At 62.8% G+C, this 22,530-nt stretch carries 22 protein-coding genes; 16 read left to right on the top strand and 6 right to left on the bottom strand.

The window, feature by feature from the left end; translation table 11 throughout:
• Nucleotides 1-108: 108 nt before the first annotated feature.
• Complete coding sequence (locus DGA31_RS02555) at nt 109-657, bottom strand: DUF1523 family protein (RefSeq protein WP_056834049.1); 549 nt, start codon at nt 655-657, stop codon at nt 109-111.
• Between the two features lie 119 nt (nt 658-776).
• Here DGA31_RS02555 and DGA31_RS02550 point away from each other — a divergent pair, with 119 nt between their 5' ends.
• The 13 genes from DGA31_RS02550 to DGA31_RS02490 all read left to right on the top strand — a co-directional run bounded on the left by DGA31_RS02550 (nt 777) and on the right by DGA31_RS02490 (nt 12,402).
• Nucleotides 777-1,775, top strand: coding sequence for an ATP-grasp domain-containing protein (locus tag DGA31_RS02550; protein WP_109511421.1), 999 nt, complete (start codon nt 777-779; stop codon nt 1,773-1,775).
• A gap of 158 nt (nt 1,776-1,933) precedes the next feature.
• The gene (locus DGA31_RS02545; RefSeq protein ID WP_109511420.1) at nt 1,934-3,076 is read left to right on the top strand and encodes a trypsin-like peptidase domain-containing protein; all 1,143 of its coding nucleotides are present in this window, start codon (nt 1,934-1,936) and stop codon (nt 3,074-3,076) included.
• A 48-nt stretch (nt 3,077-3,124) separates the two neighbouring features.
• Nucleotides 3,125-4,258: a phosphoribosyltransferase domain-containing protein gene (locus DGA31_RS02540; RefSeq protein WP_056834055.1), complete on the top strand. Its 1,134-nt coding sequence runs from the start codon at nt 3,125-3,127 to the stop codon at nt 4,256-4,258.
• A complete protein-coding gene (locus DGA31_RS02535) occupies nt 4,251-5,009 on the top strand; it encodes a trehalose phosphatase (protein WP_109511419.1) in 759 nt (252 codons plus the stop codon). Before DGA31_RS02540 ends, DGA31_RS02535 begins: the two co-directional genes overlap by 8 nt.
• A gap of 1 nt (nt 5,010) precedes the next feature.
• Nucleotides 5,011-6,111 (top strand): cysteine protease StiP domain-containing protein, encoded by a 1,101-nt coding sequence (locus DGA31_RS02530; RefSeq protein WP_241509515.1) that lies wholly within the window; start codon nt 5,011-5,013, stop codon nt 6,109-6,111.
• Entirely contained in the window at nt 6,111-7,061 is a 951-nt protein-coding gene (locus DGA31_RS02525; protein WP_109511418.1) for an HpcH/HpaI aldolase/citrate lyase family protein, read from the top strand. Before DGA31_RS02530 ends, DGA31_RS02525 begins: the two co-directional genes overlap by 1 nt.
• A complete protein-coding gene (locus DGA31_RS02520; RefSeq protein WP_056834063.1) occupies nt 7,062-7,766 on the top strand; it encodes an HAD family hydrolase in 705 nt (234 codons plus the stop codon). It abuts the gene before it with no gap.
• Nucleotides 7,767-7,811: 45 nt separating this feature from the next.
• Nucleotides 7,812-8,402 carry a TerD family protein gene (locus DGA31_RS02515; RefSeq protein WP_056834064.1) on the top strand — a complete coding sequence of 197 codons (591 nt, stop codon included), beginning with the start codon at nt 7,812-7,814 and terminating at the stop codon, nt 8,400-8,402.
• On the top strand, nt 8,399-9,616 hold the full coding sequence (locus DGA31_RS02510) for a TerD family protein (RefSeq protein WP_109511417.1): 1,218 nt from the start codon (nt 8,399-8,401) through the stop codon (nt 9,614-9,616). The genes DGA31_RS02515 and DGA31_RS02510 overlap by 4 nt, the downstream gene beginning before the upstream one ends.
• Before the next feature lie 52 nt (nt 9,617-9,668).
• Entirely contained in the window at nt 9,669-10,118 is a 450-nt protein-coding gene (locus DGA31_RS02505; protein ID WP_056834068.1) for a tellurite resistance TerB family protein, read from the top strand.
• 27 nt (nt 10,119-10,145) lie between these two features.
• Nucleotides 10,146-11,183 (top strand): TerC/Alx family metal homeostasis membrane protein, encoded by a 1,038-nt coding sequence (locus DGA31_RS02500; protein ID WP_056834070.1) that lies wholly within the window; start codon nt 10,146-10,148, stop codon nt 11,181-11,183.
• Between the two features lie 27 nt (nt 11,184-11,210).
• The gene (locus DGA31_RS02495; RefSeq protein ID WP_109511416.1) at nt 11,211-11,786 is read left to right on the top strand and encodes a TerD family protein; all 576 of its coding nucleotides are present in this window, start codon (nt 11,211-11,213) and stop codon (nt 11,784-11,786) included.
• Nucleotides 11,787-11,823: 37 nt separating this feature from the next.
• Nucleotides 11,824-12,402, top strand: a complete 579-nt coding sequence (locus DGA31_RS02490) for a TerD family protein (RefSeq protein ID WP_056834074.1) — start codon at nt 11,824-11,826, stop codon at nt 12,400-12,402.
• Nucleotides 12,403-12,479: 77 nt separating this feature from the next.
• Here the strand turns inward: DGA31_RS02490 and DGA31_RS02485 are convergent, their stop codons facing one another.
• The 3 genes from DGA31_RS02485 to nadC are packed head-to-tail and all read right to left on the bottom strand — an operon-like array spanning nt 12,480 to nt 15,732.
• Nucleotides 12,480-13,736 (bottom strand): VWA domain-containing protein, encoded by a 1,257-nt coding sequence (locus DGA31_RS02485; protein WP_109511415.1) that lies wholly within the window; start codon nt 13,734-13,736, stop codon nt 12,480-12,482.
• A 28-nt stretch (nt 13,737-13,764) separates the two neighbouring features.
• The gene (locus DGA31_RS02480) at nt 13,765-14,847 is read right to left on the bottom strand and encodes a TIGR00266 family protein (RefSeq protein WP_161959130.1); all 1,083 of its coding nucleotides are present in this window, start codon (nt 14,845-14,847) and stop codon (nt 13,765-13,767) included.
• Nucleotides 14,848-14,883: 36 nt separating this feature from the next.
• Nucleotides 14,884-15,732, bottom strand: coding sequence for a carboxylating nicotinate-nucleotide diphosphorylase (gene nadC, locus DGA31_RS02475; protein WP_109511414.1), 849 nt, complete (start codon nt 15,730-15,732; stop codon nt 14,884-14,886).
• A 314-nt stretch (nt 15,733-16,046) separates the two neighbouring features.
• Between nadC and DGA31_RS02470 the strand changes: the two genes are divergently transcribed.
• From DGA31_RS02470 to ampE, 3 genes are all read left to right on the top strand, one after another.
• The gene (locus DGA31_RS02470; protein ID WP_109511413.1) at nt 16,047-18,281 is read left to right on the top strand and encodes a DUF1631 domain-containing protein; all 2,235 of its coding nucleotides are present in this window, start codon (nt 16,047-16,049) and stop codon (nt 18,279-18,281) included.
• A 961-nt stretch (nt 18,282-19,242) separates the two neighbouring features.
• Nucleotides 19,243-19,803, top strand: a complete 561-nt coding sequence (gene ampD, locus DGA31_RS02465) for a 1,6-anhydro-N-acetylmuramyl-L-alanine amidase AmpD (RefSeq protein WP_056834085.1) — start codon at nt 19,243-19,245, stop codon at nt 19,801-19,803.
• Between the two features lie 3 nt (nt 19,804-19,806).
• The gene (ampE, locus tag DGA31_RS02460; RefSeq protein ID WP_109511412.1) at nt 19,807-20,643 is read left to right on the top strand and encodes a regulatory signaling modulator protein AmpE; all 837 of its coding nucleotides are present in this window, start codon (nt 19,807-19,809) and stop codon (nt 20,641-20,643) included.
• Nucleotides 20,644-20,649: 6 nt separating this feature from the next.
• Here the strand turns inward: ampE and DGA31_RS02455 are convergent, their stop codons facing one another.
• The gene (locus DGA31_RS02455) at nt 20,650-21,429 is read right to left on the bottom strand and encodes a TatD family hydrolase (protein WP_109511411.1); all 780 of its coding nucleotides are present in this window, start codon (nt 21,427-21,429) and stop codon (nt 20,650-20,652) included.
• 1 nt (nt 21,430) lies between these two features.
• Nucleotides 21,431-22,414 carry a catabolite repressor/activator gene (cra, locus tag DGA31_RS02450; RefSeq protein WP_109511410.1) on the bottom strand — a complete coding sequence of 328 codons (984 nt, stop codon included), beginning with the start codon at nt 22,412-22,414 and terminating at the stop codon, nt 21,431-21,433.
• Between the last annotated feature and the right edge of the window lie 116 nt (nt 22,415-22,530).

The following is a 22,530-nucleotide window of genomic DNA, read 5'->3' as shown; positions in this document are numbered from 1 at the left end:
TGCGGGCGCTTGGCATCAGCCTGCGTGGCGGGAATTCTGCGGCAATGCAACGTTCGTGGCGTCTGCGGGGCGGCCAGGCCAATCCCGCCCCGCAGACAACAACCGGCTTTAGCGAACCACGCCATCGACCCGCTGCGTACGCAGGCGCAGGCGCCGACGGATCGCCAGGGCCACGATCAGCACCAGCACCAACAGCACGGTGAAGAAGACCGTGTTGAAGATCGGGAACGGTTCGTCACGGCTGGTGGTGGATTCGATCGCTGTCACATTGGGGAACATCGACAGGATCTGAATGCGCCAGCCGTAATAGCGGATAATTGCCAACTGTTGCGCGTCACGCGAGTAACCTTGCGCCTTGGCCTGGATATCGGCCGAGTCGAACTTGAAGTACCACGGGAAGCTCCAGCCGGTGTCCTCGTTGCGATAGACCACGACATGCTTGTTGTCCGGGTGCTCGGTGTTGATGAAATACACATCGCGTGTCGGTCCGTCTGCCGGGTTTTCGGCGTTGATCACCCCGTCGGCGTCCATGCGCTTGACCTCTACCCCGGTGATCATCACCACGTCATGACGCGGCAGCAGATAGTGAAGGCTGAGCGCGCCCACTCCGATAACCAGAACCACCACCAGCCAGATCGACCGTTTGAGCCACTTCATGTCATTGTTCCCCTATGAAAAATTGCGTGACTTTGCCCTAATCCGAACATCTTGAAGCAAAACAGTTATTACAAAATTCGACAAGGCCATCTGCATGGCTACAAACGACGGAGAGTTGCATGATTTGGTTCCTTGAAGGGCAATCCAGCCAGCGTGAAGTGATCATGGGTGCACGCGAGGCATTGCCGGCCTCAGTACGCATCATTGCCTCTCACCGACAGGCCCGTCCCGAGATTACCGGACTGGCCGACCTGGCACTGCAGGAGCCGGCGGACAACCTCGAACGCCTTGAATGGATCATCGACACCGCCCTGCAGCAAGACGTCAAGGTTGTGATCGCCGGACGCATTGGCGGTTTCTATGAAAATCATCGCCAGCGCTTCATGGAGGCCGGCCTGGACCTGGTCACCGGCGGGATGACAGCCGAGACCTTTCGCCAGGTCGATGACAAGAGCTGCTTCACCGCAGCGGCCGAGCAGGCCGGGCTACCCTGTGTGCCGGGCATTACCGTGACCGATGCCGACCAGTTGCAACGGGCTTTCGACACCCTTTCGGCCAGCGGCGAGGTGTGCATCAAGCCGACCGTAGGGATCTTTGGCCAGGGTTTCTGGCGCTTCAAGGCGGGTGTGGATGCCTTTCGCTGCTTTGCCAACCCCGATGCCCGGGAAACCAGCTTCGAAGCCTATCTGCACGCTTACCGCCAGCCAGGCGAGCGGGCGCCCATGCTGGTCATGCCTTACATGGCTGGCAGCGAGTGCTCGGTTGACCTGGTGTGCGAACAGGGCAGGGTGGTGGCCGGCGTCGGACGCCGCAAGCAGGGTCTGAACCAGACATTCGAGCGCGACAGCGCCGCGGTGCACCTGGCCATGCGTGCCGCCGAGCATTTCGGCTGCGACGGCCTGGTCAATGTGCAGACCCGTGACGACGACGCAGGCACGCCGCACCTGTTGGAAATCAACCCGCGCTATTCCGGCGGCATTGGCTACACGCGTGAAACCGGGGTCAACCTGCCGGGGATTTTTGCCACACGTCGCCTGGGCCTGAAAGAACCGGAAACATATTGGCAGGAGAATATCCGGGTCAAGGCCATCACCGTCGCTGTACGGGCTTTCGCCTGATCGTGATAATAGATTTTTGCTATCAGTGGTACTGTAACGCCCCATGCGCAGAATCCTGTCAGCGCGCGTAAAAGCAGCGACCGGCAGGGTATGCGTAAAGCGGCCACAGACGCTTGTAACCTCTGTAACCTCTCTTCGGCCTATCAAGGAGGACCGGCATGACCGTTCTTGCACCCGGTGCGAACATTGCGCTTGCCGCTGACCGTTGCTCGTGGAACCTCAAGAGTGGCAAGGCTTCGATCTTTGGCGAGTACGCCGCAGTTGCACTGCTGCCGGTCAATGACAAGCGCCAGCCCACAGGTCCCGCCGCACTGCTGCATGACGAGCAGTCGTGGATGCAATGGAGTGGCGGCCCGCAGGATGTGGGGTGCTCGCTGACGCTCAATGGTCTGCCAGCCGGCAGTGACCGCGTTCTGCTGATGGTCTATGTCTATGCCGCTGCCGGTCCGATCAGCGAAGTGGCCAGCCTGCACCTGCAGATCGACACGGGTATCGAGTACTCGCTTGAACTGCGCGAGTACGGCGAAGCGTCGATCATCATCGGCGAGTTCTACCGCCGCAACGATCAATGGAAGTTCCGCGCCCTGAGCGAGGGCTCGGCCTATGGCCTGGCCGCGTTCGGCCGCAAGATCGGCCTGGAAGTCAGTGACTTCCATCCGCGCCGTGGCAGCCAGGGCGGCGGGCAGGACGCGCACCGTCACCAGTCGGCCACCGGCACCGCCTTTGTAGTGGGCCCTGCGCACCTGATGACCTGCGCGCATGTCATCGAAGATATGAGCGTGCTGTATATCACCTCGCTGGAGGGCCGCTACAAGGTTGAGCCGGTGGTGGTCGACCGGCGCAACGACATCGCCTTGCTGCGTGTGCAGGGCGCCTCGCCGCTGAGTGTTCTGCCGTTTCGCCAGGGGCCGGGCTGCGAAGCCGGCGATAACGTCGTGGCGCTGGGTTACCCGCTGGCCTCGATTTCCGGCGGCAGCCTGCAAGTGACCCAAGGCGGTATCTCCAGCCTGTTTGGCCTGCACAGCGATGCCAGCCTGTTGCAGTTCACCGCGCCCATTCAACCAGGCTCCAGTGGCAGCCCGCTGTTTGACAGTGGCGGGGCGGTGATCGGCATGGTGACGTCCAGTGTGCCGGATGCACAAAACATGAATTTTGCGGTCAAGTCCGCGTTGCTGGTGGCGTTCCTGCAGGCGTGTCGCGTGCCGACGACCCTTTTGCAGCCGGACAAGACCTACACCACCACCGAAATCTCACGTGTCGCCCAGTCGTCCTTATGGCTTGTCGAAGCGTCTCGTAGCTGACAGCCTCGCCCGATGCGTCACCCAGCCTTACCAATCAGGAATTACACGATGGACAGCCGCCAGGCGCTCACCCAATCGACTTCGCTGCATGCCGAGCTGCTTCGCGGACGCCTTGACGTTACCGTCGAGGCGTCGACCATCGCCCCGCAGTCCCTGTTCGGCTTTGCCGAGCGGCGCAACCCCAAGCGCGCCTTTCTGTTCGTTTCCAGGGTCCTGGGGCGGCACATTCCGGTGCGTCCCGCCGTGATGCGCCAGAGCTTTCAGGACCTGGCCGACAAGATCCCGGCCGACCTGCCGGGCCCGGTGCTGGTCATCGGCATGGCCGAGACCGCCGTCGGCCTGGGCGCCGGCGTGCATCGCGCCTACAGCCAGACCCGGCCGGATGCCCTGTACCTGATCAGCACCCGGCACCCGACCGGCACCGAGCTGTTCGCCCGTTTCGAAGAAGAGCACAGTCATGCCAGTGCGCACCTGATCCACCTGCCGGTCGATCCGGAGCTGCGCGAGTCGATGCTGGCTGCTCGTTCGCTGGTGCTGGTCGATGACGAAGCCTCGACCGGCAAGACCTTCATCAATCTGCACCGGGCCCTGGTCGAGGCCGGCCTTGAGCATATCGAGCGGGTCGTGACCTGCGTGCTGACCGACTGGTCGGCCGGTGCCGTCAGCCGCGCCATGGACGTGACCACCGACCAGGTGTCGCTGCTGCAAGGTGCCTACCGCTTTGCCGAAGACCCCGAGGCCCCGCTGCCGGACATGCCCGAGGTCGGCACCGTGCTGGCGGGCGACTGGCCGCTGACGGCCGACAACGACTGGGGCCGCCTGGGTGTACGCTCCGTGGCCGACAGCCTGGCGCCGGGCTTGCAGGTAACGCCTGGCGAGCGCGTGCTGGTGGTGGGCACCAGCGAGTTTGTCTGGCGGCCCTTTCTGCTCGCCGAGCGGCTGGAGCGGGCCGGTGCCGATGTGCATTTCAGCTCCACCAGCCGCTCGCCGATTGCGCTGGGCCATGCCATCGGTCATGCCTTGTCGTTCGGTGACAATTACGGGCTGGGCATTCCCAACTTTTTGTACAACGTGCAGCCGGGGCAGTTCGACCGGGTGCTGATCTGCACCGAAACACCGGCACAGGCCGTCTCGGCCGAGCTGATCGATGCGCTGAATGCCGAGGTTATCTGCGATGAGTAATGAACGCCCGCTGATTCTGGTCGACCTGGACGACACCCTGTTCCAGACCGCGCGCAAGACCGCGCCGGACATCGAGAAGCATGTGGCGACCGTGGACATCACCGGCAATGCCAATGGCTACATGACCAACGTGCAGCGCTCGTTCGTCAACTGGATGCTGGCCAATGCCGACGTGGTGCCGGTCACCGCGCGCAGTGTCGAGGCGTTCAGCCGGGTACGCCTGCCGTTCACGGCCGGTGCCGTCTGCTCCCACGGCGGGGTGATGCTCGATGCTGCCGGCAAGCTCGACCAGGACTGGCACGCGCAGATGCAGGACACCCTGGCACCTTATCAGGCTCGCCTGCACGAGCTGAGCGCCGCCACCCTGGCCATCGGTCAGGAGATGGGCATCTCGTTGCGTGGCTGGGTGGTCGAAGAGGCCCGGCTGTTCCACTACGTGGTGACCAAGCACAACGAAAGCGACGACAGCGTGCTGGACCGGGTGTTGGCCGAAGTGCAGGCCCGCGGGCTGCTGGAGGGGCTGCACATTCATGGCAACGGCAATAACCTGGCCTTTCTGCCTGAAGGCCTGGCCAAGCGCCATGCGGTGCAGGAGTGGCTGCGCCGCGACCGCGCGGTGAATGGCGAGCGCCCGGTGCTGGGCTTTGGCGACAGCATCACCGACCTGGGTTTCATGAACGATTGCCACTGGTGGGCAACCCCTGCGCGCAGCCAGCTGGCGCGCCTGGTCCAGGAGCACGCCGGTGAGTAGCGTGGTGCAGCAGGGCACGGTGCACGGCCTGACCACGGTCGGCAGCGGCAGTTATCGCCCTGATGACGTGCATTTTCTGCTGCGCAGTGTCGAGATCGACGTCACCGATGTCCTGGAAAAGGAACGCTTGATCCAGACGCGGCAAAAGCACTACTCGGAAATGATCAGCCTGGAGCATGCACCTGACCCCGTGCATCAGGACCTGTTCGAACGCGCACTGGCCCAGAACGGCACCCGCATGGCCGGCGACGTGCTGGCGATGGCCCAGGCCCTGGACCGCCAGTGCAACGGCCCCGAGATCGTCCTGGTGTCGTTCGTGCGCGCCGGCCTGCCGCTGGGCGTGTTGCTGCGCCGGGCCCTGCGTGACCTGGGCCGTGAAGCGCATCACTACGGCATCAGTATCGTGCGTGATCGCGGCATCGACCGCACCGCGCTGGAGGCAATCATTCAGGCCCATGGTGCGCAGGCCATCGTGTTTGTCGATGGCTGGACCGGCAAGGGCGCCATCAGTGGCGAAATCAGCCGCAGCCTGGCCGGTGATGCACGCTTTCCCGAGCAGCCGCGGCTGGTGGTGCTGGCCGACCCCTGCGGCCGGGCATGGCTGGCGGCCTCGGCCGAGGACTGGGTGATTCCTTCGGGTATCCTGGGGGCCACGGTTTCAGGCCTGGTCTCGCGTTCCATCTGGCCGGCCGACGGCGGCCTGCATGGATGCGTGGTCTACGACCACCTGCAGCCCTTCGACATGACCCAGGCGTTCATCGAACAGGTCGACGGCCTGCGTCGGCAACTGACCGACGCCTGCGCTGTCGAACCCTGGACCGTTGCGCAACGCCTGGCCTTGCAGGCGGCGGCAGGGCAGGCCATCGACGGGCTGGCGGCGCGGTTCGAGGTCAACAACCCCAACCGCATCAAGCCCGGCATCGCCGAGGCGACCCGCGCGGTGATGCGCCGGGTGCCCGAGCATGTGCTGGTACGCGACATCCGTGACAGCGACGTACAATTGCTTCTGCACCTGACCGAACAAGCGGGCGTGCCCGTTGAACAGGCCGGCGCCGCTCTTGGCCCCTATCGGGCGGCAACCATTATTCGGAGCCTTGGCTGATGGCACTTTTCTCGCCTTACGCATTGGGGGCCACCCTGTACATGCCGGCCACCCGGGATGACATCCTTGAAGTGGTGGTCGCCCAGCGAATTCCCGAACTGCGCTCGCTGGTGGTGTGCCTGGAAGATGCCGTGGCGCCGGTCGATGTCGACACCGCGCTGGCCAATCTGCGCGAGGTGTTGCTGCGCATCGATGCCTATGGCGGGCGCCCCGAGGGTGGCCCGTTGCTATTTGTGCGTCCGCGCGACGAATACATGGCTCAAGTGCTCAATGACTGGCCATTGATGAAACATGTGGACGGTTTCGTCGTGCCCAAGCTGTCACTGGGCAATATCAGGCGCTGGGAGCAGGCGGTCACCAACCCGGCGCTGGCCCTGATGCCGACCCTGGAGACGCCGGAGGTGTTCAATCCGGTGGCGATGGTCGAACTGGGCCAGGCACTCAAGGCCACCCTGGATCAGCGCATCATTGCCTTGCGCATTGGCGGCAACGACCTGATGGGCTGCCTGGGTCTGCGCCGCAACCCGGCCATGACCCTGTATGGCACGCCCATGGGCTACGTGATTCCGATGCTGGCCGGGGTCATGGGGTCGCAGGGATTTGCCCTGACCGCGCCGGTGTTCGAGCAACTGGCCACGCCGCAAATCCTCGATCAGGAGCTGGCGCTGGACATCTCGCACGGGCTGGTGGGCAAGACCGCCATTCATCCGTCGCAGATCACGATCATCCAGAACGCCTTGCGCGTCAGCCTTGACGACATGAATTCTGCACGGATGATATTGAACTCTGCGGCCGCCGCGGTGTTCAAGTACAACGACGCGATGTGCGAGCCGGCCACACACTACAAATGGGCAACCCACATCCTGGAGCGCGCCAAGTGGCATGGCGTACTGCCGGCCTGTGCTCCGATCGTGGATGCCAGCATTCGACTCGCGGAGGCAGTCAGTTAAATGATAGAGCCCGATCTGGAAGTTGAGGTGCAAGAGCGTCTGCTGGCCGTGTTCGATTTCGACGGCACGCTGACCCGGCACGACAGCTTCGTTCCCTTTCTGAAATTTGCCTTCGGCCAGCGCACCTTTTCCCGGCGCATGGCGCGCATGGTCCTGCCCAGCCTGGGCTTCCTGGCCAGGCGCGTCAGCCGTGACGAGCTCAAGGCCCGCCTGATCAAGGCCTTTTTGAGCGGTGTTGAAGTGCAATGGGTGCAAGAACAGGCCGAAGCTTTCTGCGAAGCCTGGTGGGATCGCCTGATGCGTCCGGCCGCGCTGGAGTCGGTGGCCGCCGAGATCGACAAGGGCGCAATTGTGACGCTGTGCTCAGCCTCGCCGGAAATCGTCCTGCAACCCTTTGCCAACCGCTTGAAAGTCGAACTGATCGGCACCAATCTGGAAATCATCGACGGCAGGCTGACCGGCCTGATCGAAGGCAGCAACTGTCGCCGCGACTCCAAGGTGGCCCGTCTTGAAGGCGTCTACGGCCCCTTGAATCAGTTCCGCGTACGCGCCTGGGGCGACACCAGCGGCGACCATGAGTTGCTCGCGGCTGCCCAGGATGCCCACTGGCGACACTTTCATCCGTCCTGGCGACGGGGCCGCTACAAAGGGCCTGTTAACGCCAAGTTACACAATCGTGATGGCGCTGACGAGCCATCGCGGTAACGCTGTCACGCTTTTATCCGATGACCGTACACAGGGAGCGAAAACATGGCACTCACATTGGCAAAGAATCAGACGATCTCGCTGGAAAAAACCGCGGGCACGGGCCTGAAGAAAGTCAGCATGGGCCTGGGCTGGGATCCGGAAAAAGCCAGTGGCTTCTTCGGCAAGCTGCTCGGCGGTGGCGGCGAGATCGACCTGGACGCTTCGTGCATCGTTCTGGATGCCGACAAGAAACCACTGGACCTGGTCTGGTTCCGCCAGTTGCAATCGCGTGACGGCGCCATCCAGCACTCCGGTGACAACCGCACCGGCGAAGGTGCAGGCGACGACGAAAACATCAGCGTCGACCTGGAGCGTCTGCCGGGCACCGTGAAATACCTGGTGTTCACCGTCAACTCGTTCACCGGCCAGACCTTCGAGAAAGTCGCCAACGCCTACTGCCGCATTGTCGACAACGCCACCCGCAACGAGCTGGGCCGCTTCGACCTGTCGGAAAAAGGCCAGCATACCGGCGTCGTCATGTCCTACCTGTCGCGCACAGCCACCGGCTGGGATTTCACCGCAGTCGGTCAGGTCACTAACGGCCGTACCGCTGACGATCTGGTTGACCTGGCGATTGGAGCGATCCGCGCATGACCCAACTTGTCCCAGGTGCCAACGCGCCCGTTGCGGCGGGATCCCTGACGGTCGATGTCGACTATTCACCCCTTGCCGGGGCCGATATCGACGTTTCTGCCTTCCTGCTGACCAGCACCGGCAAGGTGCGTGGCGACCAGGACATGTGTTTCTTCGGGCAGAAAAGCGTCAGCGGCGGGGCGGTGCAACTGATCGACAGCTCGGCCGGCAAGGCGCGTTTCAGCCTTGATCCGGGCCGGCTGGACCCGGCCATCGAGAAGGTCGCCCTGACCGCGACCATCTATGAGAACAAGGCCAGCTTCGACAAGGTCTCGCGGCTGGTGGTCACCATCAGTGGCGGTATCGAAGCGCCGATCGCCACATCCGGCATGCAGGAAACCGCACTGATCCTGGGCGAGTTCTACCTGCGCCAGGGCGCCTGGAAGTTCCGCTGCGTTGCCCAGGGCTTTGCCGGAGGCCTGGAGCCACTGGCGAAGCACTTCGGCGTCGAAGTAGCCGCTGCCGAGCCTGCGCCAACGCCCACACCCACACTATCACCGGCACCCACCGTTGCGCCTGCACCCGTACCGACACCCGCTCCGGCGCCGGCCGTCAAATCGACGGTCAGCCTGAGCAAGATCACGCTGGACAAGACCCGCTCTTCCATCAGCCTGGAAAAGACCGCAGCCGGCTTCGGCGAGATCCGCGTCAACCTGAACTGGAACCGGCGCAGCGACAACAAGGGCGGCGGTTTCTTTTCGATGCGCAAGAACTCTGCAATCGACCTTGATGTAGGCTGCCTGTTCGAGCTACAGGACGGCCATAAGGGTGCGGTTCAGGCGCTGGGCAATGCCTTTGGCAGCCTGCACGCCGAACCCTTCATCAAGCTGATGGGCGATGACCGTACCGGTTCGGTCAACGAGGGCGAGTGGCTGCACATCAACGGCCAGCACTGGGGCCAGATTCGCCGCATCCTGGTCTACGCCTTCATCTACGAGGGCGCGCCCAACTGGAAGGAAACCGACGGCGTGGTGACCATCCACGTGCCGGGGCAGCCGCCCATTGAAGTGCGTCTGAACGAAGAGGGCGGTCGCCAGGGCATGTGTGCCATCGCGCTGCTGGAAAATGACAACGGTGCGGTCAAAGTGAGCCGCCGGGTCGATTTCCACAACGGCCACAGCAACATGGACAAAGCCTATGGCTGGGGCATGCGCTGGGCGGCCGGTTCCAAATAAACATCCATAACGAAGTATCCGGGGCGGCGATGGCTGCCCCTTGGGGGTTCAAATGCTGGGTTGGTTGAAAACGAATGCAACAGCGGCGCGTGAAAAGCTGGGCGCCGAAGTGTCGAAATTCAAGAATCGCGAGTTTCTCGATGCGGTCGTGTCGGGCTGTGCGCTGGTCGCGGCGGCCGATGGTGACATCAGCGCCAACGAGAAGCAGAAGATGGCCGGCTTCATCCAGAACTCTCAGGAACTCAAGGCCTTTGATATCAAGGACGTCATCGCGTCGTTCAACGATATCTGCGGCAAGTTCGAGTTCGATGTGCAGATCGGCCGTGCCGAAGCACTGAAGACCATTGGCAAGATCAAGAAAAAAGAAGACGCTGCACGCCTGCTGGTGCGTGTCTGCTGCGCCATCGGCGGGGCTGATGGCAGCTTCGACGAGAGCGAGCGCCAGGCCTGCCGCCTGATCTGCCAGGAACTGGGTCTGAACCCGTCCGAATTCGATCTGTAATTTTTATCCCCTGAGGAACACAGTTAAATGGAAAGCAGCACTGCTATCGGCTTCCCTCCACTCACAATGGCCGTCTTCATCGGTCTGGCCGTCGGCGCGATGATCATTGACCTGGTCTCGCACCGGGGCAACAAGCCGATCACCCTGACCCAGGCTTCGCTGTGGTCGATCTTCTGGGTGGCCATCTCGCTGGCGTTCGCAGGTTTCCTGTATGTCCAGCATGGCTCGGAAGTGGCCACCCTGTTCGTGACCGGTTACGCGCTGGAAAAAGTCCTCAGCGTCGACAACCTGTTCGTGTTCATGGCCCTGTTCGCCTGGTTCAAGATCCCTGATGGCCTGCGTCACCGCGTGCTGTACTGGGGCATCATGGGCGCCATCGTGTTCCGTGGCATCTTCGTGGCCATCGGCACCGGCCTGCTGGCCCTGGGGCCGTGGGTCGAGGTGGTGTTCGCGCTGATCGTGGCCTGGACGGCGGTGATGATGCTGCGTGCCGGCGACGATGACGACGAAGAAGTCGACTACTCCCAGCACATGGCTTATCGCTTCGCCAAGAAACTGTTCCCGGTCTGGCCCAAGCTGCACGGTCATAACTTCTTCGTGCGCCGCGCGGTGCTGGAAGAGGAAATCAAGAAGCCGGAAAACAGCGGCATGACCCTGGCCGCCAAAGGCACGTTGTTCGCTACCCCGCTGTTCCTGTGCGTGGTCGTGGCCGAAATCTCCGACGTCCTGTTCGCCTTCGACTCGGTCCCGGCGATCATTGCCGTGAGCCGCGAGCCGCTGATCGTCTACTCGGCCATGCTGTTCGCCATCCTGGGCCTGCGTACCCTGTACTTCGTACTTGAAGCCCTCAAGCGTTATCTGGTTCACCTGGAAAAAGCGGTGATCGCGCTGTTGTTCTTCATCGCGATCAAACTGGGCCTCAATGCAACTGATCACATCTTCGAGCACGGCTACAGCATCAGTGCCAACGCCAGCCTGATCGTGGTCATGGTTGTGCTTGCCATCGGTATCGTTGCCAGCCTGCTGTTCCCCGGCAAGGACGATGAGCCGGCCAAACAAGCGTAAAAACTGGAAAAAAGGAGAGTATCCATCATGGCTTTGACCCTGCAAAAAGGTGGCAACCTTTCGCTGTCCAAGACCGACCCGAGCCTGACCAATGTCCTGATCGGACTGGGTTGGGACCCGCGTAGCACCGATGGCCAGGAATTCGACCTGGACGCCAGCGCCTTCCTGCTGAGCGCCAGTGGCAAGGTTCGCAGTGATGCAGACTTCATTTTCTACAATCAGCTCAAGAGTGCTGATGGCTCGGTCGAGCACACCGGTGACAACCGTACCGGTGCCGGCGACGGCGATGACGAAGTCATCAAGGTCGACCTGAGCCGGGTGCCTGCCGATGTCGAAAAAGTCGTTTTTGTGGTCACCATCCACGAAGCCGATGCACGCCGGCAGAGCTTCGGCCAGGTAGGCAATGCCTTCATCCGCGTGGTCAACGAAAAGACCGGTGCGGAAGTCGTGCGCTACGACCTGGCCGAGGATGCTTCGACCGAAACGGCCATGATGTTTGCCGAGCTGTACCGTAACAACGGCGAGTGGAAATTCCGCGCCGTAGGCCAGGGTTATGCTGGTGGTCTGGCTGCTGTTGCCAATTCTTACGGTCTGAACTTCTGATTCATTCCCTTATTGTCCTCAACAAAGGAACACGCAAATGGCTGTAAGTCTGAGTAAAGGCGGTAACGTTTCCCTGTCCAAGGAAGCCCCTGGCCTGACCGAAATCACTGTTGGCCTGGGCTGGGACCCACGTGTCACCGACGGCACCGAATTCGACCTCGACGCCTCGATCTTCATCGTCGGCGAAAGCGGCAAGGTGCTGGACGACAACAGCTTCATTTTCTACAACAACAAGACTTCGGCCGACGGTTCGGTCGAGCACCTGGGCGACAACCGCTCCGGCGCTGGCGAAGGTGACGACGAAGCCGTGCTGGTCAAGCTCACCAGCCTGAACGCTGCCGTGAAGAAGCTGGTGTTCGCTGTGACCATCCACGATGCCGACGCGCGCAAGCAAAGCTTCGGTCAGGTGGGCAACGCCTACATTCGTGTGGTGAACAAGGCCGACGGCAAGGAAATTGCCCGTTACGACCTGTCGGAAGATGCATCAACCGAAACCGCGATGATCTTCGGCGAGCTGTACCGTCATGGCGAAGAGTTCAAGTTCAAGGCCATCGGTGCAGGCTTTGCCGGCGGCCTCAAGCCACTGGCTGAAGCCCACGGTGTGTCGATCGGCTGAGGCTGATTGCGCAACACAAAAAAACCGCCATCACTGATGGCGGTTTTTTTATGCGAAGTACACGCTCGGTCGAGACTTCAGATAATCCCGGCCACTTTGGCTGCCTTGAGCCAGTCGGGAAACTCTTCCATCAGCAGGTCATACAGCTTCTCTTCGGGCACTTCGTTCAGCCGGTCAAGGGCGAAGAAGTTGCAGTTGTCCACCACCCGGCCTTCCATGTCGTCGAGCTTTTCCAGGATCCCGTAGTTACGCCCGCCCAGGCCCACGAACTGCCAGAAGATCGGCAGCCTGGCGGCTTCGACCATCAGCTTGATGATCTGGTTGTTCAGCGATACGCCGCCGTCGCTGATGAACAGGATGTACACCGGCGTGCGATCGCCCGATTGCTTGTAGTAGTCGATGACCTGGCGCATGGCGTGTGGTTCGTTATTGCTGCGCGGGCCCAGGTCCCAGTCGCGCCAGCCGCCGTGGTCGGTGGTGATGTAGTCGCGGTAATTGTTCAGGGTCACCGGGCTCAGTTGCACCGACCGCGAGCCAAAGGCCCAGCAGTCCAGGGCACCGTCATCGTCGAAATGCACAGCCATCGGCAGCAGCCGGTTGACCACTTCCTGCACATGCCCCTGGGAATATTGGTTGTTCATGGAGCCGGAAGCGTCCAGCACCAGACCCACCCGCGCCTGAGTATTGCTCAGGTTGGCCTTTTCCAGGCTGATCTGGGCTTTCTTGGCCAGGTTGACCAACTGTGGCGCCGCCGCTGCGACTTTCTTTTCCAGGGAAATACGTGGCGGTGCAGGTTCCGCTACCGGGGCAGGCGCAGGGGCCGGTGCATCAGCCACCTCGCCGCCAAAGTGCACCACCAGTGCATCCAGGCCGGCGTTGTAGCCTTGCAGGTTGGACGCCAGGCGCCATTCACCGCTCTTGCGATACAGATCGATGACCATGATCGCTTTCTCGGCCGCAAAGCTGGCCCCGGAGAACTCGCCACGGGCCACTTCGCGCCCGGCCTCGGCCAGGCTGAAATGGCTGGCACGGATATCGTGCATGGTGCCGGCACCGTCGATGGACGCGGTGAACACCAGGCGGTCGATGCTGGCCGGCAGTCCCGCCAGATCGATACGGAACTCGCCGCCCTGCACTTGCTGCAAGCTGTTGCAGGGGCTGCTCGGCTGGTTGAAGAAGATCATGTAGCGGTCGTCCGACAGCTTGCCATTGGCATCGACGCCAAAGCACACGTAGTCGATTACGTGCGGGGCGTCGATAGCGATGGCCAGGGTCAATGCCTGGCCGGACATCAGGGTCGAGAGCGGTACGCGTTGACCTTGGGTGATCTGCATGATGCTTCCTTGTAGTGGGCAGTAATATTCAGCGTTCGCTGCGGCCAACGCTGCCGGCCGGCAGGGCCGCGAGCATGCGTCCGGCCAGCCGTGAGAAGGGCAGGCTTTGCAGCCAGACAGTACCGGGGCCGGTCAGCTTGGCGAAGAAGACGCCTTCACCGCCGAACAGCATCGACTTGATGCCGCCGACCATGCGGATGTCGTAGTCGACGGTCTGGGTCATGGCCGCCAGGCAGCCGGTGTCGACATCCAGGGATTCGCCAGCCGCCAGCTCGATCTTGCGTACGGTGCCGCCAGTGTGTACGAACACCCAGCCATCGCCCTCAAGCTTCTGCAGCACGAAGCCTTCACCGCCGAACAGGCCGGTGAGGATCTTTTTCTGGAACTGGATGCCGATCGACACGCCCTTGGCGCCGGCCAGGAAGCTGTCTTTCTGGCACACCAGCTTGCCGCCGAAATCGCGCAGGCGCAGCGGCAGGATGGTGCCAGGGTAGGGCGCGGCAAACGCTACGCGGCCCTTGCCCGTGCCTTGCTGGGAGAACACCGTGGTGAACAGGCTCTCGCCGGTCAGCATGCGCTTGCCGGCGCCGAACAGCGAACCCAGCAGTCCCGAGGACTGGCTGCTGCCGTCGCCGAAGATGGTTTCCATCTGCACATCGCAGGTCTTGTACATCATGGCCCCGGCCTCGGCCACGGCGCTTTCGCCACGGTCCAGCTCCAGCTCGACGAACTGGGTCTCGGTGCCGAACAGCTTGAAGTCCACCCCGTCGGTGGCCGCGGCCGAGCCATAGCCGCCGGAGGCGGGCGGGTCGGGGCTGAACGAGGGGCGTGGCAACGGGTTGTTCGGTACAGGGGGCGCGGCGGCCGGGGCAGCACCGGCCGGCAGCGCGCCGGGGCGCGGCTGAATCATGTCCGGCGTGGGGTCGGGAAAGGGCGTGACACCGTCCTTCTTGACCGCGCGCACCTCGGTGATCTGATAGATCGGCTGCCAGTCGGCCATGCCCTGGCGCCAGCACCAGGCACCCGGCGCCTCGCGGGCGATCAGGCGGGCGGCAGCCGCGTCTATCGGGCCGACCTGCTTGCCGGCGTTGGTTACAAACCATTCTTTCAAGGCATCACTCCTTCGGCACGGTTGGGTGTCAGATCCTCAGAGGCTCAGGCGCATCGAAAGGTCCACGGCCTTCACATCCTTGGTCATCGAACCGATGGAAATGTAATCCACGCCAGTCTCGGCGATGGTGCGCAGTGTCTGTTCGCTGATGCCGCCGCTGGCTTCGAGTTTTGCCCGGCCGTTGTTCAGGCGTACCGCTTCGCGCATGTCGTCCAGGCTCAGTTCATCGAGCATGACGATATCGGCCCCGGCGTCCAGCGCTTGCTGGAGTTCTTCGAGGCTTTCGACTTCCACTTCCACCGGTTTGCCTGGCGCGATGCGATGGGCGGCGACCACGGCCTGGGCAATTCCGCCGCAGGCCGCGATGTGGTTTTCCTTGATCAGGAAGGCGTCATACAGCCCGATGCGGTGGTTGTCGCAGCCGCCACAGGTCACGGCGTATTTCTGTGCCAGGCGCAGGCCGGGCAAGGTCTTGCGGGTGTCGAGCAACCGGACCTGGGTGCCGGCGACCAGGTCGGCAAAAAATTGCGCACGGGTGGCCACGCCCGACAGCAGTTGCAGGAAGTTCAGCGCACTGCGTTCGCCGGTCAGCAAGGAGCGCGCCGGGCCTTCGAGGTGAAACAGCGTCTGGTCAGGCACGACCCGGTCGCCGTCGACCACTTGCCAGTGCACGGCCACGCGCGGGTCGAGCTGGCGGAAAACCGCGTCTACCCAGGCGGTGCCGGCGATCACGGCGGCGTCGCGGGAAATGATCGTGGCCTTGGCCAGGCGCTCTTCGGGAATCAACTGGGCGGTGATATCGCCACTGCCGACGTCTTCGAGCAGTGCGCGGCGCACGTTGGCTTCGATTTCGGCAGTCAGGGCGGCAAGTCGTACGTTTGGCATAGCAAACTCCACTACAAAGTGGGGCGAGTATAAGCCACCTCAATGCCTGCCACCCAGTGGCCGCGCCCAGGCACAGGATTTTGCCGGATGACGGTTGGTCGGTTTCAGCGCTTCATTTGCGACAGATCAATAATGTTGCGGTCTATGTACCCAGGCACGGACTCCTACTGGAATTGCAAACGTGTTTTGCAAGATAATCCGACTTGTAATTGACGTCATGCAGTTGACGCTTAATGGGCAAGGCGGGCTCGTCACAGGTGAGGGGTTGGCCAGACCTGTGGCGGGATAACAGCTGTTTCCTGTCAGGAGGTGCAATGCACAGCGACAATAAGGTGGTGCCGTTGAACCAGGCCGTCCCTTCACCGGCGACGCAAATGCCTCTGGCGCGTCTGCCGGTGGTTTTGCTGCAGGTGCGCGACCAGGCGGCCCGCCAGCTCAGGGATACCCTGCAAGTGCTGTTCGACAACGCTGACGACACCCTCTTCGAGATGGCTGACCGGGCCTGCAACAATGGCGAGCAGAACACCTTTTTCGAAGCCATGCGCGACCTGCGTCTCAAGCGCAAGAGCATCGAGCGCGCCTTCATCGACAAGTTCTGTGAGGCTTTCCTGGTGCTGGATCAGTACCGGGCCGATGAGCCTGTGCTGCCCCATCCGGTTTCGTTCGACAAGCTGGAGCTGGTGCACAACGACGATCTGGAAAAGACCGTGGCGGTCGATGCCATGGTCGCCAAGGTCATGACCCGTGACGGGCTGGCGCTGGGGCAGTTGACCCTGCGCCTGAACGCGTTGGTACCCCACGCCCTGAGCGATCACAACAACCCGCTGGGGCCGACCCTGCTGTGCGACTTTTTCCTGCAGGCCGGGCGCAGCCTGGGCGTGGAGATTCGCGTCAAGCTGATCATTCTCAAACTGTTCGAGAAGTACGTGCTGGCCGAGGCCGATGCGTTGTATGCCGAAGCCAACCGCGTGCTGATGGCCGCTGGCATCCTGCCGGACATGAAGGTGTTGCCCGCCCGCCGGGCCAGCGACCACACGCCGCACGAGCGGGCCGCGCCCCAACTGGACGATCCGGCCCTGGCGCAGGTGACCGAGAAGCTCGACAAGGGCGTACAGGAAGTTTTTACCGCCTTGCAGCAACTGCTTGGGCACTTGCGTGGCAACCTCGTCCCGCGTCATGAAGCCAGTACCGAGGTCCGGCCGATCTCCAGCCAGGACCTGCTGCGCCTGTTATCGCACCTGCAGCAATACGTGCCACCGTCCGACGAGGTCGAGGCGTTCGACCTGCGCGAGCAGCTGGAACAGTTGCTGACCCGGGTGAGCGTCAAGAGCGGCAAGTCACGCATCGTCGGCAGCGGTGACGAAGACGTCATCAATCTGGTCGCGATGCTGTTCGAGTTCATTCTCGACGACCGCAACCTGCCGCCTTCGCTGCGCGCTCTGATCGGCCGTTTGCAGATTCCGATGCTCAAGGTCGCGGTGCTCGACAAGAGCTTTTTCAGCCATGCCAGCCACCCGGCACGACGCCTGCTCAATGAAATCGCCAGCGCCGCACTGGGCTGGGGCGGACGCGACGGTTACCAGCGCGACGCGCTTTACCTGCGCGTCGAGCAGATCGTCCAGCGCCTGCTGAACGATTTCGTCGACGACACGGCCATCTTCGCCGAATTGCTGGCGGATTTCCTGGCGTTCACCCACGACGAGCGGCGCCGCAGCGAGCTGCTGGAGCAGCGCACCCGCCATGCCGAAGAAGGCCGGGCGCGTGCCGAGCTGGCCCGCCAGCGCGTGCAGCAGGAACTGAACCGCCGGCTGGTGGGCAAGACCCTGCCGCAGGTGGTGGTGCGCCTGCTGCAGGAAGCCTGGAGCAAGGTGCTGCTGCTGACCTGCCTCAAGCATGGCGATGCTTCGCCCGAATGGCAGGAGGGCCTGCGTGCGGTCGACGATCTGATCTGGAGTGTCGAATTGCACGAAGCGCCCGAGGCGCGCCAGCGTCTGCTCGAATGTGTGCCCGGGCTGCTCAAGGTCCTGCGTGACGGGCTGTCCAGTGCAGCCTTCGACCCGTTCGCCACCAGCGAATTCTTCAGTCAACTGGAGGTACTGCATGTCCAGGCCTTCCAGCACTTCTCACGCCAGCAGCAAGGCGAGACCCAGGCCTGGCCGGGCATACAGGCCGGTGCAGCGCCGGTCATGGTCAAGGTGGTCGAGGAAATCGTCCTGATCGCGCCCGAAGAGCAGGTTTTCAACGAGCCGGCAACATTGCCCGAAGACGACGGCGGGCTGCAAAAGGTCGACCAGTTGCGTGTCGGGTGCTGGGTCGAGCTACAGGAGGACGAAGAGCACAAGCTGCGTTGCAAGCTGGCGGCCATCGTCGAGGCCAGCGGACGGTACATCTTCGTCAACCGCACCGGCATGAAAGTACTGGAAAAGACCCGCACAGGCCTGGCCATGGAGTTTCGGCGCGGTTCGATCCGCGTGCTCGACGACGCCCTGCTGTTCGACCGCGCCCTGGCATCGGTCATGGTCAACCTGCGCCAGGCCAGCGGCCAGTAGGAGCGCGCTTGCCCGCGACCGGCTGCGTTAGCAGTCGTAAATTTTCAGCGTTTTCGAGATTTCTGCGAGCGCTGCGCACTCGGTCGCGGGCAAGCGCGCTCCTACAAGTGGTGAATTCAATATCCAATAAAATCAGTAAGTTAATTTGTGTTTGACGAGGGCGCGCTTGCCCGTGACTCGACGACGCCCTGCTGTTCGACCGCGCCTTGGCATCGGTCATGGTCAACCTGCGCCAGGCCAGCGGCCAGTAGGAGCGCGCTTGCCCGCGACCGAGTGCGAAGCGCTCGCAGAAATCTGTGAAACGCCACAAATTTACGACTGCTGCGCAGCCGGTCGCGGGCAAGCGCGCTCCTACAAGCGGTGAATTCAATATCCAATAAAATCAGTAAGTTAATTTTTGTTTGACGAGGGCGCGCTTGCCCGTGACTCGACGACGCCCTGCTGTTCGACCGCGCCCTGGCATCGGTCATGGGCAACCTGCGCCAGGCCAGCGGCCAGTAGGAGCGCGCTTGCCCGCGACCGGCTGCGTTAGCAGTCGTAAATTTTCAGCGTTTTCGAGATTTCTGCGAGCGCTTCGCACTCGGTCGCGGGCAAGCGCGCTCCTACAAGCGGGGAATTCAATATCCAATAAAATCAGTAAGTTAATTTGTGTTTGACGAGGGCGCGCTTGCCCGTGACTCGACGACGCCCTGCTGTTCGACCGCGCCTTGGCATCGGTCATTGGCAACCTGCGCCATGCCAGCGGCCAGTAGGAGCGCGCTCTGCCCGCGACCGAGTGCGAAGCGCTCGCAGAAATCTGTGAAACGCCACAAATTTACGACTGCTGCGCAGCCGGTCGCGGGCAAGCGCGCTCCTACGGGGGACGGCGCCCGGGCACAAGTAAAGGGCGTTTTGCCGCTGTTGCGCTGCCTTGCTGCACGGGCATACTGGCGGCCTTTCAAGCGCTCATCGAGGGATGCTCATGCAGCTGGACCCTGCAAGCGGCTGGTGCGCCGGCATCGCGCATTGCCCGTCGCCCAATTTCAATGCACGGCCGGCGGCCGAAATCTCGCTGCTGGTGATCCATAACATCAGCCTGCCACCGGCCTGTTTCAAGACCGGCCAGGTGCAGGCGTTTTTCCAGAACCGCCTGGACATCAGTGCCCACCCCTATTTCGAAGGCATCGCCGAGCTGCGCGTGTCGGCGCATTTTCTCATCGAGCGTGATGGTGAGGTCACCCAGTTCGTCTCTTGTCTGGACCGGGCCTGGCATGCGGGTGTGTCGAGCTTCGAGGGACGTGAAGGCTGCAACGATTTTTCCATTGGCATCGAACTTGAAGGCACTGACGATCAGCCCTTCACCGATGCGCAATACACCGCGCTGGGCGCGCTGGCCTGCCAGTTGCGCAAGGCCTGGCCCCTGATCACCCTGGCGCGTATCTGCGGGCACAGCGACATCGCTCCGCAGCGCAAGACCGATCCGGGTCCCTGCTTTGACTGGGCGCGTTTCCGACTGACTGTGCAGGATGCAAACGGGAGTTGAACCATGAGTTTTCTGGTGTTGTTGCTGGCCATTGTGATCGAGAAATTTTCGGGCTTGCGCCAGCGCGTGCAGCGTGACGGCCCTTGGCTGAAACAACTGGCCCGGCTGGAAGCCTCGCCCCGCACCGCCGCGCGGCCGTGGTTGAGCCTGGCGCTGCTGGTGCTGTTGCCGGTCTTGGTCCTGCATCTGGTGCTGGTGGTCATGGGGTCCGTGGCTTACGGCTGGCTGCTGTTGCCGGTGCACCTGGTGGTGCTGATCTACAGCCTGGGACGCGGTGATGTGATCGCGGCGCTGGGGCCGTTTCGCGATGCCTGCCGGCGTGGCGACACCCAGGCGGCGGTGCATGTGGCCGAGCGCGACATGGGCGTCAAGGCGCATGACAGCGAGCAGTTGCTGGCGGGCGTGCAAGGCCATTTGCTGTGGCAGGCCTACCAGGGCTTTTTTGCCGTGCTCTTCTGGTACGTGCTGCTGGGGCCGGTGGCGGCGCTGGCCTATCGGCTGCTGGCGCTTGCGGTCGAGCACAGCAAGACCCCGGCCATCGGCGAGCGGGCAGGCCAGTTGCGCCATGCCCTGGACTGGCTGCCGGTCCGCTTGCTGGCGGCCAGTTTTGCCCTGGTGGGCAATTTTGCAGCTGTCAGCCGTGAGTTGCTGCATGAGCTGCTGAACTGGAATATCAGCGCCGCGCAACTGATTGCCCGCATCGGCTGCGTGGCCAGTGAAGTGCCGGCGCCGGTCGTGGGCACCCACGCGGTGACCGGCCTGAACCTGATCTGGGAGCTGCTGGTGCGCTCGGCCATCGTCTGGTATGCCGGCTTTGCGCTGTGGACGTTGCTGATCTGACTTTGCTCAGGACCAGCCCAGCACCTGCCGGGCATTGTCGGTGCTGACCTGGGCCAGTTGCTCGGCGCTGATGTTCATCAGGCCCGCCAGTGCCCGGCAGATGGCCGGCAGGTGGTGCGGGCTATTGCGCTGGCCGGGGTACATGGCCGGTGCCATGTCCGGGGCATCGGTTTCCAGCACGACACTGTCCAGCGGCAATTGCGGCAACACCCGATGCATGCGCAGTGCCTGCGGCCAGGTCGCCGCCCCGCCCAGGCCCAGCCTGTAGCCCAGGCGAATGTACTCGCGGGCCTGTTCCAGACTGCCGGCAAAGGCATGCACGATACCGCCGCGCTTGAGTCTGAAGCGCTTGAGGGTGGCGATGACCTCGGCATGGCTGCGTCGTACGTGCAGCAGTACTGGCAAGTCGAGGTCTGCCGCCAGCGCCAGTTGCGACTCGAACAGCGCCTGCTGGCGGACACGATCAAGCTCGGGCAGAAAGTAATCCAGGCCGATCTCGCCCACCGCACACACCTTCGCATGACCCTTCAGGCGCATCAGCCAGTCACCCAGCGCTTGCACATGCTCGGGTCGATGCTCATCGAGGTGCACCGGGTGCAGGCCGAAGGCCGCGTACAGCGGTGCATGCTCCAGGCACAGTTGCCACAGCCGCTGCCAGTTGCGCTCATAGACCCCCAACACCACCATGCGCTGCACCCCCAGGGCCTGGCACTGCTCCAACACCTGTGCCCGGTCGGCATCGAAGTCCGGAAAATCCAGGTGGGTGTGGGTGTCGATCAGGTTCACGTCAGGCCTCGCCGATGCGTTGCTTGAAGGTTCGGGTAATGGCGTGCACGCCGGGCTGGTACTGGTTGTGCTCGATGGCCGCCAGCGCCAGCGACAAGGCGGTGTCGGCGATCAACTGATGCTGCTGGGCCATGGCATTGACCGGCAGCGGCAGAAAATCCAGCAACTGGGTGTCGCCGAAGGTGCCCAGGCGCAAGGCGGCCTGAGGCTGCAAGGCATCGAACACGCCTTGCAGCAGTACGTAGGAGGTGGTCACCAGGGCATCGGGCAGGCCGCCAAGGCGCTGTTGCAGCTCGCTCATCAGCCGCTGCCCGCATACACGGCTGAACGCGTCGCCATGCTCGATGATCACTTCGCCGGCAAAGCCTTGCAGCGCATGCCTGAAACCCTCGGCCCGGGCACGGCTGACGCTCAGCTCCGGGCGGGCGCCGATCAGGGCAATGCGACGCGGGCGGGTCTGCAACAGGCTGCGGGTCAATTGCAGGCTGGCCTGCTGGTCGTCGCTGACCACCGAACAGAACAGGTCAGGGTCCATTTCCCGGTCGATGGCGATGATCGGCAGTCCCTTGGCCTGCAACTGCCGATAGCTGTCGTCACTGGCTGGCAGGCAACTGGCGACCAGCAGTGCATCGCAACGCCTTGCGCGAAACAGCTGCAACAGCTGCAGTTCGCTCAGCGGGTCATCATCGGAGCTGGCGATCAGCAACTGGTAGCCACGCGCCCGCGCGCCTTGTTCGAGCAACTTGGCAATGCGCGCATAACTGGGGTTTTCCAGGTCGGGCAGGATAAAGCCCAGGGTGCGGCTGTGGCGGCTGCGCAGGCCGGCGGCTTGTGGGTTGGGGCGGAAGTCGTGCTGGTCGACCACCGCCCGGACCCGTTCCACGGTCGCGGCACTGATGCGTTGCTGTTCGGCCTTGCCATTGATCACATAGCTGGCAGTGGTTACCGAAACACCCGCCAGGCGGGCTATATCACTGAGTTTCACCGAATGTTCCCTTTTTCGTGGCGCCTCATGGATGCGTGGAGGCCTCATGGCCGCCGGGATTGTCCCCCATGCGGCAGGATCTTTACAGCAGACCATCGGTTCATGTGCTGTGCTCA

Source organism: Pseudomonas ovata (assembly GCF_003131185.1).
Lineage (GTDB): Bacteria > Pseudomonadota > Gammaproteobacteria > Pseudomonadales > Pseudomonadaceae > Aquipseudomonas > Aquipseudomonas ovata.
Note: the sequence above shows the minus strand (reverse complement) of the source record. Positions and strands in the feature narration are given on the sequence as shown.